At 52.2% G+C, this 16,956-nt stretch carries 13 protein-coding genes; all 13 read left to right on the top strand.

Annotated features, from left to right (window positions below; all coding sequences use genetic code 11):
* Positions 1–39: 39 nt before the first annotated feature.
* The 13 genes from DWZ56_RS11560 (at position 40) to DWZ56_RS11620 (ending at position 16,956) form a co-directional block, all read left to right on the top strand.
* Entirely contained in the window at positions 40–1,689 is a 1,650-nt protein-coding gene (locus tag DWZ56_RS11560) for a sensor histidine kinase (RefSeq protein WP_118556793.1), read from the top strand.
* A gap of 3 nt (positions 1,690–1,692) precedes the next feature.
* The gene (locus tag DWZ56_RS11565; protein ID WP_118556794.1) at positions 1,693–3,324 is read left to right on the top strand and encodes a response regulator; all 1,632 of its coding nucleotides are present in this window, start codon (positions 1,693–1,695) and stop codon (positions 3,322–3,324) included.
* A gap of 23 nt (positions 3,325–3,347) precedes the next feature.
* Positions 3,348–3,995, top strand: coding sequence for a YesL family protein (locus DWZ56_RS11570; RefSeq protein WP_118556795.1), 648 nt, complete (start codon positions 3,348–3,350; stop codon positions 3,993–3,995).
* A gap of 161 nt (positions 3,996–4,156) precedes the next feature.
* Entirely contained in the window at positions 4,157–5,722 is a 1,566-nt protein-coding gene (locus DWZ56_RS11575; RefSeq protein ID WP_118556796.1) for an ABC transporter substrate-binding protein, read from the top strand.
* Positions 5,713–6,660 (top strand): ABC transporter permease, encoded by a 948-nt coding sequence (locus DWZ56_RS11580; protein WP_243095212.1) that lies wholly within the window; start codon positions 5,713–5,715, stop codon positions 6,658–6,660. The genes DWZ56_RS11575 and DWZ56_RS11580 overlap by 10 nt, the downstream gene beginning before the upstream one ends.
* 12 nt (positions 6,661–6,672) lie before the next feature.
* Complete coding sequence (locus tag DWZ56_RS11585) at positions 6,673–7,572, top strand: carbohydrate ABC transporter permease (RefSeq protein ID WP_118556797.1); 900 nt, start codon at positions 6,673–6,675, stop codon at positions 7,570–7,572.
* A 76-nt stretch (positions 7,573–7,648) separates the two neighbouring features.
* Positions 7,649–9,208, top strand: a complete 1,560-nt coding sequence (locus DWZ56_RS11590) for a carboxylesterase/lipase family protein (RefSeq protein ID WP_118556798.1) — start codon at positions 7,649–7,651, stop codon at positions 9,206–9,208.
* Between the two features lie 57 nt (positions 9,209–9,265).
* On the top strand, positions 9,266–10,795 hold the full coding sequence (locus DWZ56_RS11595; protein WP_118556799.1) for a serine hydrolase domain-containing protein: 1,530 nt from the start codon (positions 9,266–9,268) through the stop codon (positions 10,793–10,795).
* Positions 10,771–11,973, top strand: a complete 1,203-nt coding sequence (locus tag DWZ56_RS11600) for a prolyl oligopeptidase family serine peptidase (protein WP_118556800.1) — start codon at positions 10,771–10,773, stop codon at positions 11,971–11,973. The genes DWZ56_RS11595 and DWZ56_RS11600 overlap by 25 nt, the downstream gene beginning before the upstream one ends.
* Positions 11,974–12,017: 44 nt before the next feature.
* On the top strand, positions 12,018–12,959 hold the full coding sequence (locus DWZ56_RS11605) for an adenylylsulfate kinase (protein ID WP_199679588.1): 942 nt from the start codon (positions 12,018–12,020) through the stop codon (positions 12,957–12,959).
* 4 nt (positions 12,960–12,963) lie between these two features.
* Positions 12,964–14,670, top strand: a complete 1,707-nt coding sequence (locus tag DWZ56_RS11610; protein ID WP_243095214.1) for a glycosidase — start codon at positions 12,964–12,966, stop codon at positions 14,668–14,670.
* A gap of 42 nt (positions 14,671–14,712) precedes the next feature.
* The gene (locus tag DWZ56_RS11615; RefSeq protein ID WP_243095216.1) at positions 14,713–16,098 is read left to right on the top strand and encodes an MATE family efflux transporter; all 1,386 of its coding nucleotides are present in this window, start codon (positions 14,713–14,715) and stop codon (positions 16,096–16,098) included.
* Positions 16,099–16,158: 60 nt separating this feature from the next.
* A complete protein-coding gene (locus DWZ56_RS11620; protein WP_118556801.1) occupies positions 16,159–16,956 on the top strand; it encodes an alpha/beta hydrolase in 798 nt (265 codons plus the stop codon).

Genomic DNA, 16,956 nt, shown 5'->3' on the forward strand with positions numbered 1-16,956 from the left:
CAGTTACCTGTGCTACAATAACTGCAGGGGGGAGAGCCTATGAAGAAACGTATTTCATTGCTAAAAATGACCGCGCTGGTCCAGATGATTTTGCTGGCCGCAGTGGTAGGAATTATTTTCCTGGTGGGTATCTACTTTCAGCGCAGGATGCTGAAGGAAGAGAAAGAGGTCAGGCAGGCTGAACTGGCTGCGCAGATACGGGAACTGGACAGCCGTCTTGGTTCGGCTGCACTGCAGGTCAAGGAGATACTGCGCAGCGTGGTGGACAGCAACGGCCTGTGGTCAGAGGACAGCGGAAGCAAATATTTTGATAAAATCGCAACACGGGATCTGCTGTTGGATAAGGCGCTTGTCTATGCTGATCTGAAAAGAGTGTTTGTCTGCCGTAAGGATGATTTCTATATCGGAACCCAGTCGCAGCAGGGCGGCGGTGAAAAGTTAAACTACCAGGATTATGTGGCCGGTAATCTTAAGGATCTGACATCCGACGGAAATAAGGGTTTTTGGAAGATACGCAGTGTAGACGGTATCGGCTACTGTTTTCTGACCTATCACTATGCAGATGCCGGGATTTATGTGGGGGTGGGACTGCGCTGTGATGAGCTCTTTGCCGGGGTGAATGCTTTTTTTGAAAATGCAGAGGGAATGGTCATCGTAACTGATCGGGACGGCATAAGTTACACGGAATATGAGGAAGAGCCCTCAGGTACAATCACGGTCCAGCAGTCATCCGAGCAGTCAGGCCTTTCGTATGACGGCTATATTACGGTAAGCGCGTTGGAATTTATGCAGAAAAGCACCTTTATCAGCATGGCACTGCTCTGTGTGGGCAGTATGTTAGTCCAGTATTTAATCCTTAGAGGAGCGGTGGTGAAACCTGTTTCCAGGCTTTCCGATGCGGTTAAGAATATGGCAGAAGAGAGTGCGGATATCGGACAGATGAAAATCGAAGAGGATGCATCCGCTGAAGAAATCTATACCCTGCAGTTTACATTGAACTATCTGCTGCGGGAAGTGATTTCAGCCAGGCTGCAGCTGTATGAGAAGAAAATGCAGGAACAGGATATGGAGCTTCGGCAGCTTAGGGCCCAACTTAGGCCGCATTTTTACCTTAACGCGATTATGACAGTGAGCAGCATGACGTATCAGGACCGGGACGGGGATATACGGGAATATCTGGCACGGCTTTCCGATCATATGAGATATATGATGCGTATCAGGAGCAGCATGGTATCTTTAAAGGAAGAACTGGCGCACATCGAAAATTATGTGGACATGCAGACAATTAAATTTCCGTCTTCTGTACTGCTGATGACCGAGTGTCCGGCCGAACTGGAAAAGATCCGTGTTCCTCATCTGATACTGTATACGATTGTGGAGAATGCATTCAAGTATGCGATGAATCTGAAGGATACTCTGGTGTTTTGCATCTCCTGCGGGATCTGGGAGACAGCGGATTTTACCGGACTGCGCGTGATACTGGAAGATAACGGTCCCGGATTTCATGAGGAGATTCTCAAGCTGTATAACGGAGAAGGAATCCTCGAGGATAATGAGGGAAGACACATCGGACTTAGCAATGTGAAAAGGAGTCTGTATCTGCAGTATGGCCGTAAGGATTTGCTGCGGCTTTCCAACGCGGTGCCTCAAGGGGCCAGAGTAGAAATCCATATACCGAAGGAGGGTTAGCGGATGGGACTGACTGTGTTGGTGGTAGATGACGATCCGAATACTGTGCGTCTGATCGAAGATTCCATACCCTGGAGTGAGTACGGGATCGATCAGGTATACAGCGCTTATCAGGGTGCTCAGGCACTGGAGCTTGTGGCAGAGCATGAGCCGGATATAGTAATCAGCGATATTGAGATGCCGCAGATGGATGGCATCCGGATGCTGGAACGGCTGGCGGAGAGAATCAGACGGCCACAGGTGATATTCCTGACCTGTCATGATAATTTCTCTTTTGCCCAGAAGGCGCTGCGCTATGATGTCAGCGCTTATCTGCTCAAGCCCTTCCGGCTGGATGAGCTTTCCGGCGCGCTGCTGGGCGCCGTGCTGAAATGCCGGCAGAAACAGGAGGACGCACAGATCCGAAAGGAGCTGGCAGATAAACAGAGGCTGTCAGAGACAAATCAGGACTATCTTGTACAAAATTTCATACTCCAGCTGCTCAATAAGACATTAAAGGGCAGTCCTGAAACTCTGGCTGCAGCAGCTGAGAGACGGAAGATTCCATTTGATGTATCGGTGCGCTATTATCTTCTTTATGTAGGCGTAAACATGAACAATACCGAGATGAAAAAAATCTCGGAGCATGAATTTTATTTTATTTTCCGAAACCTGTCCACCGAAACCGTGTACGGTGACGTGAGCATGTCCGGTGTGGTGGAAAATACGGTGTATCCTTACTATATCCTGATCATGCCTCTGCAGGAAAATATGGGGGATCTGAAATCTGTACAGGAGCGCTGCAGCCGTCTCATAGAGGTGGCAGAACAGTATCTGGGAATCAGCATCTCCTGTGCAATTTCACCGCCAGTGATGCCGGCGGACTTCGGAGATATGAAAAAGCGTATGGATGAGCTGTTTATGCGGGAGAGAACAAGCCGTTCCAAAGTTATGATGTTGGAGAAATCGTGCAAAACCGAAACAGTGGAGGGCGTATTTTCCCAGGAGGACGCACTTTTGTATCTGCGGGAGAGGAATAAGACGCGGCTTTTGGAGATGGCCAAGCAGCAGCTGCTGCGCCTGGATATAGAGAATCGGCTGGATGTTATTCATATGCAGGCGCTCCATCATGATTTTATGCAGCTGTTTTATGGCTTCCTGTTTGAAAACCATATACAGGCTTATCAGCTGTTCCAAAATGAGACCTTCCGGGAGTTGAACGCGAATGCTGAGTATTCCACGGTAAGTATGATTAAATACATCAGTTATATGTTTGACAGCACCTTTGCTCAGATCGATGCAATGAAGAAGTCGGATTCGGTCATTGCCCGAGTTAAGAAATACATCCGGGAGCATTTCCGGGAGAATATCAGCCGGGACGATATTGCCGCAAGCATTTACATGACGCCTAACTATTTAAGCAAGGTGTTTCACGAAGAGACCGGCATGGCCCTATGGGAGTATATCAATATCTGCCGGGTCGAGGAAGCAAAACGGCTGATGAGAACTACCGGCTGCAGCATGACGGAGATTGCTTTGATGGTCGGTTTTGAAAATATACCTTATTTCTCGACGGTGTTTAAGAAATACTGCAATATGACACCGACCGCGTGGAAGAGCGGCATGGCAAAAACGGAAAAAGGGAAAGAACCGTAAAAGGAAGTGAGGAGGAGAATAAGATGTCATTTGTAAATAACGGTTTTATGTCTGCGCTGGGTAAGCTTGCCGATATGTTTATCTTAAGCGTGCTGTGGCTTCTGTGCTGCCTGCCTGTGGTAACGGCTGTACCGGCCACAATCGCGCTGTATTACGGTTCCGTAAAGGTGGTGAGAAGAGGTGCCGGATATGCTTTCCGGGATTTTATGAAGGGATTTGCACAGAACTGGAAACAGGGACTGGCGCTGGAGCTGTGTTACGGGGGGATCGCTGTGCTGCTTAGTATGGCGCGCGGCTATGCGGAGTTTGCCGGGCTTACCAGTCCGGACGGGAAGGTATATTATCTCTTCTTTTTGATCATGGTGTTTGTGATTGCCTGTGTGACGGCCTATCTGCTGCCAGTGGTTTCCCGGTTTCATTTGACCCTTCTGTGCGCGCTTCGTCTGGCGGTGTCCTTTTCTTTCAGTAATCTGCTCACGCTGATCCCATTGCTGATAACGCTGGCAGGGGCTGCGGCTGTCTCCTATCTCTTTCCGCCGGCCCTGCTGGTACTGCCTTCAGCATACTGCTTCCTTTTATCTTTTTCAGTGGAAAAAGTGCTGATCCGGTATATCAGGAACAATCTGGAGCGCCCGGAAGAACATGACGGCATGTGGTATATGATGGAATAATGGTGCCTGTACAAAAATGAAAAGGATTCATATTATTTTATAGGATTTCAGAGCCTGAAATTTTTATAATGAGAGCATCAGAAGAAAGAAGAAAGCGCATTGAACATGTGCGCAGGTCGTCAGCCAGTGGCTGATGACACGAAAAAAAGGAGGACTTTAGTATGAAATTGAAACGGTTACTGGCATGGGTGCTCGGTACATTGATGGCTCTGTCACTGGCAGGATGCAGCGGCGGGAAAGATACGGCCGGCACCACAGGAGGCGGAACAGCTGCTGTGGATACAACTGCAGGAGGAAACGAAGCAGGCGATGAGATCAGCACCATCAAGATTTCCTATCCCTGCCTGGTGGTTACGCCCACAGAGGAAGGCACAGCGGAAGCGGAGAACGCCATCAATAAGTACCTGGAAGAGATCGGTGAGAAAGTGAGAATCGATCTGGATCCCATCGACGGCAATAATTATTCCACACAGGTGGATATGCAGATTATCGGCGGGGAGAACATAGATATTTACTGTCCCCTGACCGGAATGGACGCTGCTGTACAGACCAATAAGCTGCTTGCATTAGACGATTATCTGAATGACGAGCTGGCAGGCGCTATAGAAGTGATGGGTGAAGATTTCAAAAAGAACTGCGAGTTTAACGGCAAGACCTATGCCCTTCCCTGCTATAAGGGCAGCGTTCTGGTTTACTATTGGGTATGCCCCAAGGAGATCTTCGACACGCTGGGGATTGACAGAGCGAGTATCAAAAACGTGAGAGATTTGGATCCCGTGCTGGCCAAAATCAAAGAACTGTATCCGGACATGGCGGCGATCGCGCCGAGCATCGGGGCAAACGGCGCCGGAAATAATTTTGAGCTGGCCCGGGTGCTGGCTGGTGTGGGGGATTATGAGGTCACGAACCTAAACAACGGCATCTGCGTGGTGGGGGATGACCGTACCGTGCGCAATATGTATGAGACGGATTATTTTCGGGAGATCTGCGATATCGCGTACGGATGGAATCAGGCGGGATATGTGGTGAAGGACGCCTCTGTTGTAACGGATGCTAATTTTACATTGGTGGAGGCAGGCAGAGCGGCCAGCTATATAATCGGGTATGCTTACAGCGCGGAAAGTGTGGAGGCTATGTCTCTGACCAAGGCCGATCCCTATGAGACGGTCGCAATCCCTCTTTCCAAGGATATGATGAGCCCTATCACGCTGACATGGGGCATTGCGTATACCTGCAAGGATCCGGCAGCGGCGGCCAGAGTGCTGAATATGCTCTATACGGATGAGTTTGTGCTGAACACCCTGATCTTTGGCGTGGAAGGCAGCGACTGGGTGGATGCGGGAACCGGGGACGGCTCCATCTTATGGCCGGAAGGAAAGGACATGAATTCGGTTCCTTATACCGCGGCGCTGACCTGCGGCATTATCGGCAACCAGTTTAAGATGTATTCTATGGAAGGCGTTACGCTGGCGTCCGACATCCCCTTCATGGCGGATAATATGAAAAATACCAAGAAGAGCCCTGTGTTCGGATTCGCGGTGGATATTGAGAAGATCAAGACTCAGACCGCGGCGGTAAGCAATGTGATCGCGCAATACGAGGGCGGCCTGTATACCGGAGAGCTGGATCCTGATGTGTATATACCGAAGCTGCTGGACGAATTGGAGAGCGCGGGCATGAGTGACATCGTAGCGGAGGCGCAGCGCCAGCTGGATGCATGGAAATAAAGAGAGGGCAGAAGCTTATGGCAGGCGCTGTTAAAAAAAAGAAAAAAACAAAGAGAGTCAGTTATGTTCCGCTGATTCTGATGATGCTGCCGGGACTTGTCTATCTGGCAGTGAACAATTACCTCCCGATGTTCGGCATCACCATTGCCTTTAAAAACCTGGATTTTCAGAAGGGGATCCTGGCCAGCGAATGGTGCGGCCTGCAGAATTTTGAGTATCTTTTTAAGACTAAGGACGCATTTATCATGATCCGCAACACGCTGTGTTACAATCTGGTATTCATCTTCGGCGGCCTCGTGGCTTCGCTGGCCATTGCGGTCATGATGACGGAGATCAGCAAAATGAAGATCGCCAGATTTATCCAGCCTGCCATCTGCTTTCCCAATATGGTGTCCATCATCATCGTGGCCTATCTGGTGTATGCGTTTTTGGGATCGGACGGATTTGTGAACAATACGATTCTTGGGGGAGAGGGAATCAGCTGGTACAGAGAGTCCAAATACTGGCCGTTTATACTGACCATCGTGCATTTCTGGAAAGGCGCGGGATACGGGGCGATCATTTATATCGCCTCCATATCCGGCATAGACAAGGGGCTGTATGAGGCGGCCAAACTGGACGGAGCATCCAAGATGCAGCAGGTATTTAAAATCACGCTGCCCATCATCAAACCCATGATCATACTGATGCTTCTGATGTCCATCGGCAGGATTTTCAACTCGGATTTCGGCCTGTTCCTGCAGGTGCCTATGAATTCCGGCGTGCTGTATGAAACGACACAGACCATTGATACCTATGTGTACCGGGCATTGATGGAGAGAAACGACGTGAGCATGTCTTCCGCGGCCAGCGTATTCCAGGCAGTTCTTGGATTTATGCTGGTGATGGCCTCCAATCTGGTGGTGCGGAAAGTGGATGCGGACAGCGCGCTGTTCTAGGAAGGAGGACATATGAATAAAAAATTCAATTCCGAGACACGGTTCCGCTGCATCTGCCTCGCCATCCTGCTTTTGTTTACCGCAATCTGTATCGCCCCTTTTCTGCTGATGTTCTCTGCGTCTGTGACAGAGGAACAGGCGCTGATCCGGGACGGTTATAAGTTCTGGCCGGAAACGTTGAGCTTCGACACCTACAGGTACCTGTGGGCAAAGCGGGAAACTATTTTTCGGGCATATATGATCTCTGTGTTCGTCACTCTGGTGGGAACCGTGACAAATGTGATCATCACCTCTCTGTTCGGCTACCCGCTCTCCAGAAAGGATTTTAAGTACCGGAATGTGTTTGCCTTTCTCATATTCTTCACCATGCTCTTTAATGGCGGTATGACGGCATCCTACATCATCTGGACCAGAACCTTTCATATTAAAAATACTATATGGGCGCTGCTGCTGCCCAATTATCTGATGGGCGGAATGAATGTACTCATGGTAAGAAATTATTATACCGCCAGCATTCCGGATTCCATACTGGAAGCGGCACGGGTGGACGGTGCATCGGAAATGACAATTTATACGAAAATTCTGGTGCCGCTGTCCAAGCCTGTTATGATTACGATAGCGCTGTTTGCAGGAATCGCCTATTGGAACGACTGGACCAACGGCCTGTATTACATCAGCGACTCAAAGCTCTACAGCATCAATGTATATCTGAATAATCTGATGAATAACATCCAGCTTTTGACCCAGCAGTCAACGCTGACCGAAGGCGCTAATCTGGCGGGCATGGACCTGCCCAGCGTCGGGGTGCGCATGGCCATCGCCATGATTGCCGTGCTGCCGGTGATGATCATCTTTCCGTTTATTCAGGGCCAGCTGGTCAAGGGCGTTGTTATAGGCGGTGTCAAAGGATAGCAAAATCTTTAAGGGAGTCCGGTCAAGACCTTTGTCGAGACGGGCTCCCTGTTTCATGAAAGGAGTAATACGTATTATGGAAAAAAGATTTATGAGCGATGAGCGCACACAGGTGATGACGGCTGCGGGGATTGTGCGCGGCTATCTGTATGACGGCATTTATGTATTTAAGGGCATGCCATATGCCCGTGCACAGCGATTCCAAAAACCGGAGGATACGCCCCCCTGGGAGGGCGTAAGAGACTGTACCAGCTACGGATATGTGAGCCCGCTGCTGAATCAGGAGCGTCCCGTCGGAGAATTGCTGGTTCCTCACCGGTACTGGCTGATGGATGAACACTGCCAGAATCTGAATGTGTGGACGCCCGGAACGGACGGCGCCAAAAGACCGGTTCTGGTATGGCTGCACGGAGGCGGCTACTCTGCAGGCTCCGCCATCGAGCAGGCGGCCTATGAAGGGGAGAATATGAGCCGGTTGGGCGATGTGGTGGTGGTATCCGTCAATCACCGGCTCAATATACTGGGCTATCTGGATCTGTCTCCCTATGGGGAGCGCTACGAGGATTCCGGCAACGCAGGCGGCAATGATATCATTGCCGCGCTGAAATGGGTACGGAAAAATATTGCCGCCTTTGGGGGGGATCCCGGAAATGTTACCGTATTCGGCCAGAGCGGAGGCGGGGGGAAGGTAGTGACGCTGCTGCAGTCTCCGGAAGCGGACGGCCTGTATCACAGAGGCGCAGTGATCAGCGGAGTGCTGCCGGACGGCCTTATGGGCAGTGTGAGCAATGACAGCAGACCTCTGGTGCGGGCGATGCTAGCAGAACTGAATCTTACAAAAGAACAGGTATCCGAGCTTGAGACGCTCCCCTATGAGCTTCTGGCAAAAGCTTATAATCGTGTGGCTCCCAGGCTGAAAGCGGCCGGGGAATATGTGGGCTGCGTGCCCAGGCCGGGAAAATCTTATCTGGGAAATCCCATGAACGTGGATTTCAGGGAGGAGACGGCAGATGTCCCGCTGATGGTTGGAACCGTATACGGTGAATTCGCTTTTGCGCCCCTTATCTATGACAAGAGGAAAATGACCAGGCAGGACGGCGCGGCGCTGATTACCGGGCGCTATGGCCGGGAAGCCGCCGGCCGGCTGCTTCCCTTATATGAAAACGCATATCCGCACAGAAATCCGGCGGATCTTATGGTTTTGGACGGTATGTTCCGCAGATATGCCAGCGAATTTATTGCCAAGCGGGCTGCGCTTGGCAGAGGGGCGGTCTATTCTTATCTGTTTGATGCGGATTTTCCCGTGGAAGGGGGAAAACCTGCATGGCACTGCGCGGATCTGGCGTTCTTTTTCCACAATACGGCGCTTGTTCCCTCCGCCAATATCCCCGGCGTGACGGATCGGCTGGAAGAGTGTATGTTTGGCGCGCTGATTGCTTTTGCAAAGTCCGGAGATCCCAACCATGACGGGCTGCCTGCCTGGCCGCGCTGCGATGCCCGCGAGGAGCGGACCATGCTGTTTAACGGATCTCCCCATGTGCGGGTAAACTTTGATCGGGAACTTCTGGACGCATTTCAGGAGATAGCAAAAAAGGAAGAGGAACGGGCCAGGGCGGAAGCGGACATCCGGCATTGAGGTCTAAGAACAGGCAATTTTGAAAAAAGAAATGAACGGTTGGAAGGAGTATTGCTTATGCTGAAAAGAAAAGAATTTGAACGGGTAACGCCTGAGAGCGTGGGAATCGCCTCGGGAGACATAGAATGGCTGCTTGACCGCCTGGAGAGCGGATTCACCGAGCCTCACGGACTGATGATTATGCGCCATGGAAAGATCTGTGCGGAAGGTTGGTGGAATCCCTATGCGCCGGGCATCCGCCACGGACTGCAGTCCCACTCCAAAACCTACGCGGCAACCGCCGTTGGCATTGCATATACGGAAGGAATTTTGAAACTGGATGAGCGCATCATCGATATCTTTCCGGAGGAAGCGCCGGAGAATCCTTCGGAACATCTGCAGCAGTTGACCGTTCATCATGTGCTCTGTATGGGCTGCGGCATGGATGAGATGCCCGCTCCGTCCCGGGACTGGATCCGGGAGTTTCTGCATACGCCGGTCAGGCATGCGCCCGGAACCACATATATGTACAACAGCGTCGGCTCTTCCCTGCTGGCTGCCATCATCCGGAAAAAAACCGGACTGGGGCTGCATGAATATTTAAGGCCCAGGCTGTATGATAAGATCGGCATCTTTTCAGACAACCACGTTTGGATCTGTATGCCGGACGGCTGTGAGGCGGGAGGCGGCGGGCTCTTTGCCACGACTGAGGATAACCTGCGCCTGATGAAGCTCTATGCGGACGGCGGCATATGGGACGGCGAACGGATTCTGGCTCCCGATTATGTGGAGCGCGCCACAACACTGCAGAACGAATCCGCCACCGAGGAGGTGAATAATCCGCCGGCAAAGGACAATTTTGTGGGATACGGCTATCAGATCTGGATGTGCAGGCCTAAGGGCGTATACCGTGCGGACGGTGCCATGGGTCAGTTTACAATTGTGGCGCCAAAGCAGGATATGCTGATCGCGATTACGGAAAATGCGGCCGGCGCGCATTGGGCGCAGGAGACGCTGGATACTATATGGGAGTTTTTGGACCGCGTCGATTCCAGTCCCGCAGAGGATCCCGGCGAGGATCATGCTGCGGCGAAGCACTTAAAGAAGCGCATGGGCAGGCTGGCCCTTCCAAATCCGGCCTTCGCCCCCTACAGCCCACTGATTGAAAAGATCCAGGGGATAAGCTGGAAGGTGGAGGAGGGCGTCTGGCATCTGGCGGATGTGGGTGTTGGACATATGATGGGCGGCATGGCGCTGCCGCCTGCGGTGGAGAGCTTTTCCTTCCGGTTTGCGCCGGACCGCTGCGAACTCTGCTGGGCGGCCGGAGAGGAAGAAGGGCGGGCTGCCGTTGCCCTGGACGGCGGGAGATGCCAAAATACGCTGAAGGGCGGGGCCGCAATGCAGGCCCTGATGAGCGGCGCCTGGCTTTCTACTCAGAAGTTTGAACTCACTGTACGTTATATTGAGACATGCCGGGAGAGCAAATACGTGTTCATCTTTGACGGTGACAGCGTAAAGATGGAGGAGAGCACGACAATGGCTTTCGGCACGGGCACAGCTGTTAAGGCGAGGAGGCAGGACATATGGACAGATACGAACGCATTATGAGGCGGCAGTTTGTCATGAACGACGCCGGAAGAATTGACAAAGTTGGAGACCTGTATACAACTTATAATCCCATGGTGGATGTGCAGGCATTAATGGATGGGGGATTTCTGGACGCACTGGAGGAAATGATGGAACCCATCCTGGAGAAATTCGATGATTTTTCACCGGAGGTACTGGCCTACTGGGCAAAGCGGGGCATGGTAAAAGAGGCCCATGGCAGGGACGACTGCATGAGCTGGTCCGAGTATGAGAGAAGGACCGGTTACCGCTGGGAGGATCCCCACAGCCCCGATGAAGGCGTGCAGAACCGCTATAAGATGTGGAATTCATTTGTGCCGGTGTCCGCCTTTGATCCCGCGTGTAAAGGCCGCCGGTATCCGGTGGTTGTGGTGCTTCATGGGGGATTTAATCCCATCAGCATCGTGGACGGTTGGGGATTCGTACAGGAGGCGGCTAAGAGGGAGTGGATCGTGATCGCGCCGTCTCTGGAGCTGGATGATATCATTGACGAAATACTGGAAGAAGCGAAACGGCTCTATCCGGTGGACGAGAGCCGGATCTATGCCGCCGGTTTCTCCTATGGCGGATTTATGTCCGGGACCCTGGGCAATCAGAGGCCGGACGTCTACGCGGCGGTAGGACCCTGCGGCGCTCCCATCAGCAATAATTATTGCGAAAGGGAAGTGGGCCCCGAACCGCAGAAACCCTTTGACGGCGCGCCCCGTGCCATCGGCATGGGGGTATATATGCCGGTGTTTACCGCTTCCGGAAATCTGGACGGCGGGCGCTTTCCCGTATATGACGCCAAAAATTACCGCACCGGAGAGCCTTTTGTAAAGGAGTTTGTGGAAGGCATCAACTCCTGGGCCAGGGTGAATCACGCGAAGGAACTGGTGCTGGAGGAAGTGCTTGCAATGAAAGGAGAGGAGGGACTTTCCGAGGCGGAGAAACATCTGGGACTGCCCCTGCCGGCGGACTGCGTAAAGACCGTGGTGGCGGACGGCATCACCAATTATATCGGCGATTTAAAGAGTGAGGACGGCATCGCGCGCATCCGGATTATGTGTGAAATGAATATGCCCCACTGGCCTACGCCGGAGATGATCCGCCAGATGTATGCTTTTTTCGGGCATTTTTCCAGGGACCCAAAGACGAAAGAGAGTATTTACCACAAATAGAGATGCGTTTGGCGAGAAATGTCAGATTCAGGAGGAATGGAAGTATGATTGCGGAGAAACTGAAAGGATATGAGAGCTGGATGGCTCCGGAGGTGCCGGAGAATATCCCCCACGGCGATATGCCCGGGGACAAGGTGCGGATTACAGAGAGCCATATAAAAAAGGCCGGTACGATTTTTCCGGTGCTGTTAAAAAAATTGATCCCGGTAATGGAAATAAATCCCTGGGAGAGGGTGGTGGTGTGCGTATGCGGGGGCTCCGGCGTGGGCAAATCGGAGATCGCTTCCCTGCTGTCCTGGTACTTCTGTTGTTTGGGGATCGGCAGTTACACGCTCTCAGGCGATAATTATCCCCATCGGATTCCAAAATACAATGATGCCGAGCGGCTTAGAATTTTTCGGGAGTCCGCGCTGAAGGGTATGGTGGCTGCCGGAGATTACAGCATGGAGCGTTTGGAACGGATCCGGCAGTGGCAGCGGGCGGACGATGACGCCAATGCAGACCACGCTAAGGAATATCCGTGGTTTACTTCCTATCTGGAGGCAGGCAGAAAAGGGCTTGCGGGCTACCTTGGAACGGACAGGGAACTGGGATTTGAGGATCTGGAAGCGGTTGTTACGGCGTTTAAGTCAGGAGAGGACCGGATCTGGCTGAAGCGGATGGGAAGGGCGGAGGATGAGCTCTGGTATGAACAGGTGGATTTTTCAGGGATCAACATCCTGATCATCGAGTGGACCCACGGAAATAGCGGGCGTTATCGGGGGGTGGACCTTCCGATCCTGCTAAACAGCACGCCGCAGGAGACACTGGCTCACAGAAAGGCACGAAACAGGGACGGCGCCGCGGACAGCCCCTTCACCACGATGGTGCTGGAGATTGAGCAGAAGCTTTTAGAGAGTGAGGCCCATAAGGCGGCCGTCATATTATCCAAGAGCGGGGAGCTGTTAAGCTATGCCGCTTATCAGGAACAGATGAAAGAGGGGTGACAGGATGCGCGCAAATGACAACGGGCCGATGCTGAATGCCTATCCGGACAGCGTAGGCGGTACGCTGAAGGATATGATCACATTTCTGAAGAGGCCGGAATTAAAGGATGTGTTCCAGTCCTTTTATATTCTTCCCAGCATATTTAACACAGATCTGGACAGAGGGTTTTCCGTAATTGATTACGGATTAAATGAGCTTTTTGCAGAGGGCGGAGATCTGGAAGAACTTAAAAGTCTGGGAATCGACCTGAAGCTGGACTTTGTTTTAAACCACGCTTCCGTGCTCTCCCCGCAGTTTCAGGATATTCTGAAAAACGGTGAGAATTCCGTCTATAAGGACTTCTTTATCAACTGGAACAAGTTCTGGGAAAATCATGGGGAGATGACGGAGGAGGGATACATACAGCCGGATCCGGATCTGATTCAACACATGTTTTTCCGCAAGCCGGGCCTGCCGATCCTGATGGTACGGATGCCGGACGGCGGCAGCGTTCCCTATTGGAACACTTTTTACCAGGAAGTGCGCTATCCCCGGCCTGGGGCGCAGGATCTGATGAGTGCGCTGGGGATGCAGTACAAAGCCGCAGAACAGCTGGCCGGGCTGGTAAATGTACAGCTGGATGAAGGAAGGAAGCCTTCGGAGCTTGAACTGGGCAGATATGAAGGCAGAAGAGAGGCGCTGACGGAGTATCTGGAAGCCGGCCGCAGATATCTGGGACAGATGGACCTGAATATCCGGTCGCCGCTTGTGTGGGAGTATTATGACAGGACACTGGAGACGCTGGCCGGATATGGGGCAGGTATTGTGCGGCTTGACGCCTTCGCCTATGCTCCAAAGGAGCCTGGAGAAAAAAATTTCCTCAATGATCCGGGCACATGGGATCTGCTGGAACGGGTGCGCCGGCTGGCGGATCAATACGGTTTGATGCTGTTGCCCGAAATTCACGCGGGCTATGGGGAGAAGATCTATGAGCTGCTGGCGAAAAAGGGTTATATGACTTATGACTTTTTCCTGCCGGGTCTGATCATCGATGCCTTCGAGCGAAAGGACGGCGGCAGGCTGGCGGCCTGGGCCAGGGAACTTACGGACAGCGGGATCCGTGTGGTGAATATGCTGGGCTGTCACGACGGCATTCCACTGCTGGATTTAAAGGGGATGCTGACAGATGAGGAAATATCGAGGCTGATCGATATCGTGGTATCCAGGGGCGGTTATGTGAAGAACCTGCACGGTCAGAAAAACATGTACTACCAGGTAAACGCCACCTACTACAGCGCCCTGGGAGAAGACGATGGGCGGATGGTGCTTGCCAGGGCCCTGCAGCTGTTCATGCCGGGAAAACCCCAGGTATGGTATCTGGACTTGTTTGCCGGCAGCAACGACTATGAGGCCGTTAAGAAAGCCGGGGCAGGCGGACACAAGGAGATCAACCGGACCAATCTGCCGCTAGAGCAGATCGAAGCGCGCATGGCTCTTCCGGTCGTACAGGAGCAGATCCGGCTTCTGCGGTTTCGCAATACGTTTCCTGCCTTCGGATTTAACAGTGAATTTACAGTAAAGCATCAGAACAGCGGAATTTGGATGTGCTGGAGCAGGGAAGGATACAGGGCAGAGCTAACGGCGGATCTGTCGGATGCGGGTTTCACCGTGCAGGGCATTGGGCCTGACGGAAGGGTAAGCTTTGTACAGCAGCAGATATTTGACAGGTAAAAGGATCACTGCGGTTTGCGGTACGGATATTTAAAAACAGAGGTGAGAGACATAAAAATTAAAAACATTTTCAGCAAGCTGTATATAAAAGACCCTGCATTTTACAAAATGGTGGCAGGCATTGCCATCCCCATCGCACTGCAGAGCCTGATCACCACGGGCGTGAATATGATGGATACCGTCATGATCAGCACGCTGGGAGAGACGGAGCTTTCGGCGGTCTCGCTGGCAAATCAGTTTATCATGATCTTTCAGGGATGCTGTATGGGGATCGGCATGGGAGCTTCCGTGCTGGTATCCCGCTATTACGGGATGAAGGAACCCATAGCGATCCGCAAGACCATGGCTATCATGATTCGTCTGTGTACGGGCATTGCCGCTCTGTTTTGTCTGGCAACGCTCCTTATTCCAGGCGCCATTATGCGCATCTACACTCCCGACAGCAAAATCATCGGGCAGGGGGTGATCTATCTGGAATGGTCCGTGATCACCTATTTTCTGTTGGGGCTGTCTCTGACCTGCACAATTGTTTTGAGATCGGCGGGTAAGGTAAAGATACCGCTTTATACCTCGATCGGCGCATTTTTTATCAATGTGACGGCCAATTATATCTTTATCTTCGGAAAGCTTGGCGCGCCCAGGATGGGGGTAGCCGGAGCCGCTGTCGGGACGCTGATCGCCAGAGGCTTCGAGTTTACAGTGATCTGCGGATATCTGTTTTTCCGTGACAAAGTAATCGGCTTTCGGCTGCGGCACATCTTTATGAAAACAGGAGCGCTGTGGCGGGAATATATGCGCATCAGCCTGCCGGTGCTGGTCAGCGATATCATCTTTACGCTGGGAAACAACACGGTGGCCATGGTGATCGGAAGGCTGGGAGAGAACTTTGTTGCGGCCAATGCGGTGACCACCATGACACAGCAGCTAAGCTCCGTGGTCACTCAGGGGATGGCGCAGGCGGCAGCAATTGTGACAGGATACGCCCTGGGGGAGGGCAGCAGGGAGAAAGCACAGAAGCAGGGGTATGCGCTGCTGGGGCTGGGAATCGCGTTCGGCGCCGTGGCGGCTTTCATCATTCTGGTCATCAGCGATCCCATGATCTGCGCGTACCATGTATCGGAGAATACCGCGCAGATTGCGAGACAGCTGATGGCGGCGATCAGCATCATTGTGCTGTTCCAGGCGTCAAACAGCATTATGACCAAAGGCACTTTAAGGGGCGGCGGGGACACCAGGATGCTGATGCTGACAGACAATATCTTCCTCTGGATGCTCTCCATACCGCTGGGGATGACGGCTGGTTTTGTATTGCAGCTGCCGCCGTTTTGGATTTATACTTTTTTAAAGATCGATCAGATCGCCAAGGCTGTCTGGTGTGTGCTGCGGCTAAGAAGCGGCAAGTGGATCAAGAAGATATCGGCGGCATAACAGGACGCGTATGTCCAACACGCCGGAATTATTACAAACAGTTACGCAAGGAGAAGAGATATGGCATTGTTTCAAATCAATTATCATTCCGCCGCATTGGCGAGAAGCGCGGATTTTTACGCATTGATACCCAACGATACGCCTAAGGAATGGGAGAAAGTAAATCCCTGCTACGGCCGTCCGCCCAAGACCCTGATGCTGCTCCACGGCTATTCCGGAAGCGCGGGCGACTGGCTGTATGGGAGCCCCATACAGGAGCTGTCCCTCAAATATAATCTGGCGGTCGTTATGCCGTCCGGGGAAAACGCCTTTTATCTGAATGGCAGAGGGACCGGAAGAGCCTATGAGACCTATGTAGGTGAGGAACTGATCGGTTATGTGCGGGAAACCTTCGATCTGTCCAAGAGAGCGGAGGACACGTATATCGCAGGTCTTTCCATGGGAGGCTACGGCGCGCTTCATACGGCGTTTAAATATCCTCTTACCTATGGAAAGGCCGTGGGGCTGTCATCGGCGCTCATCGTGGAGCAGCTTGGGCATATGACGCCGGAGGATGAGAATCCCATGGCGGATTACGATTACTATACGGAAACTTTTGGCGATCTTAAAAATGCGGAAAAAAGTGATATCAACCCCAAGGTGCTGGTGAGAAAGCTGCAGGAGCAGGGAACGAAGCTTCCGGGGATCTTTATGGCCTGCGGCACGGAGGACTTTCTGATTGAACCCAACCGGAATTTTAGAGATTTCTTAATTGGCCGGGGGATTCCTGTGTGCTATTATGAGAGTGCGGGAGTCCATGATTGGACTTTCTGGCGGGAATATCTGGAGCCGGCCATACAATGGATGCTGGAGGAATAA

The sequence above is a fragment of the Lachnotalea sp. AF33-28 genome (assembly GCF_003477885.1).
Classification (GTDB): Bacteria; Bacillota; Clostridia; order Lachnospirales; family Lachnospiraceae; genus AF33-28.

What these genes read in the sequence shown, in the direction of transcription:
- DWZ56_RS11560 (WP_118556793.1), top strand. Translation starts at nt 40, where the DNA reads ATGAAGAAACGTATTTCATTGCTAAAAATGACCGCGCTGGTCCAGATG.
- DWZ56_RS11565 (WP_118556794.1), top strand. Translation starts at nt 1,693, where the DNA reads ATGGGACTGACTGTGTTGGTGGTAGATGACGATCCGAATACTGTGCGT.
- DWZ56_RS11570 (WP_118556795.1), top strand. Translation starts at nt 3,348, where the DNA reads ATGTCATTTGTAAATAACGGTTTTATGTCTGCGCTGGGTAAGCTTGCC.
- DWZ56_RS11575 (WP_118556796.1), top strand. Translation starts at nt 4,157, where the DNA reads ATGAAATTGAAACGGTTACTGGCATGGGTGCTCGGTACATTGATGGCT.
- DWZ56_RS11580 (WP_243095212.1), top strand. Translation starts at nt 5,713, where the DNA reads ATGGAAATAAAGAGAGGGCAGAAGCTTATGGCAGGCGCTGTTAAAAAA.
- DWZ56_RS11585 (WP_118556797.1), top strand. Translation starts at nt 6,673, where the DNA reads ATGAATAAAAAATTCAATTCCGAGACACGGTTCCGCTGCATCTGCCTC.
- DWZ56_RS11590 (WP_118556798.1), top strand. Translation starts at nt 7,649, where the DNA reads ATGGAAAAAAGATTTATGAGCGATGAGCGCACACAGGTGATGACGGCT.
- DWZ56_RS11595 (WP_118556799.1), top strand. Translation starts at nt 9,266, where the DNA reads ATGCTGAAAAGAAAAGAATTTGAACGGGTAACGCCTGAGAGCGTGGGA.
- DWZ56_RS11600 (WP_118556800.1), top strand. Translation starts at nt 10,771, where the DNA reads ATGGACAGATACGAACGCATTATGAGGCGGCAGTTTGTCATGAACGAC.
- DWZ56_RS11605 (WP_199679588.1), top strand. Translation starts at nt 12,018, where the DNA reads ATGATTGCGGAGAAACTGAAAGGATATGAGAGCTGGATGGCTCCGGAG.
- DWZ56_RS11610 (WP_243095214.1), top strand. Translation starts at nt 12,964, where the DNA reads ATGCGCGCAAATGACAACGGGCCGATGCTGAATGCCTATCCGGACAGC.
- DWZ56_RS11620 (WP_118556801.1), top strand. Translation starts at nt 16,159, where the DNA reads ATGGCATTGTTTCAAATCAATTATCATTCCGCCGCATTGGCGAGAAGC.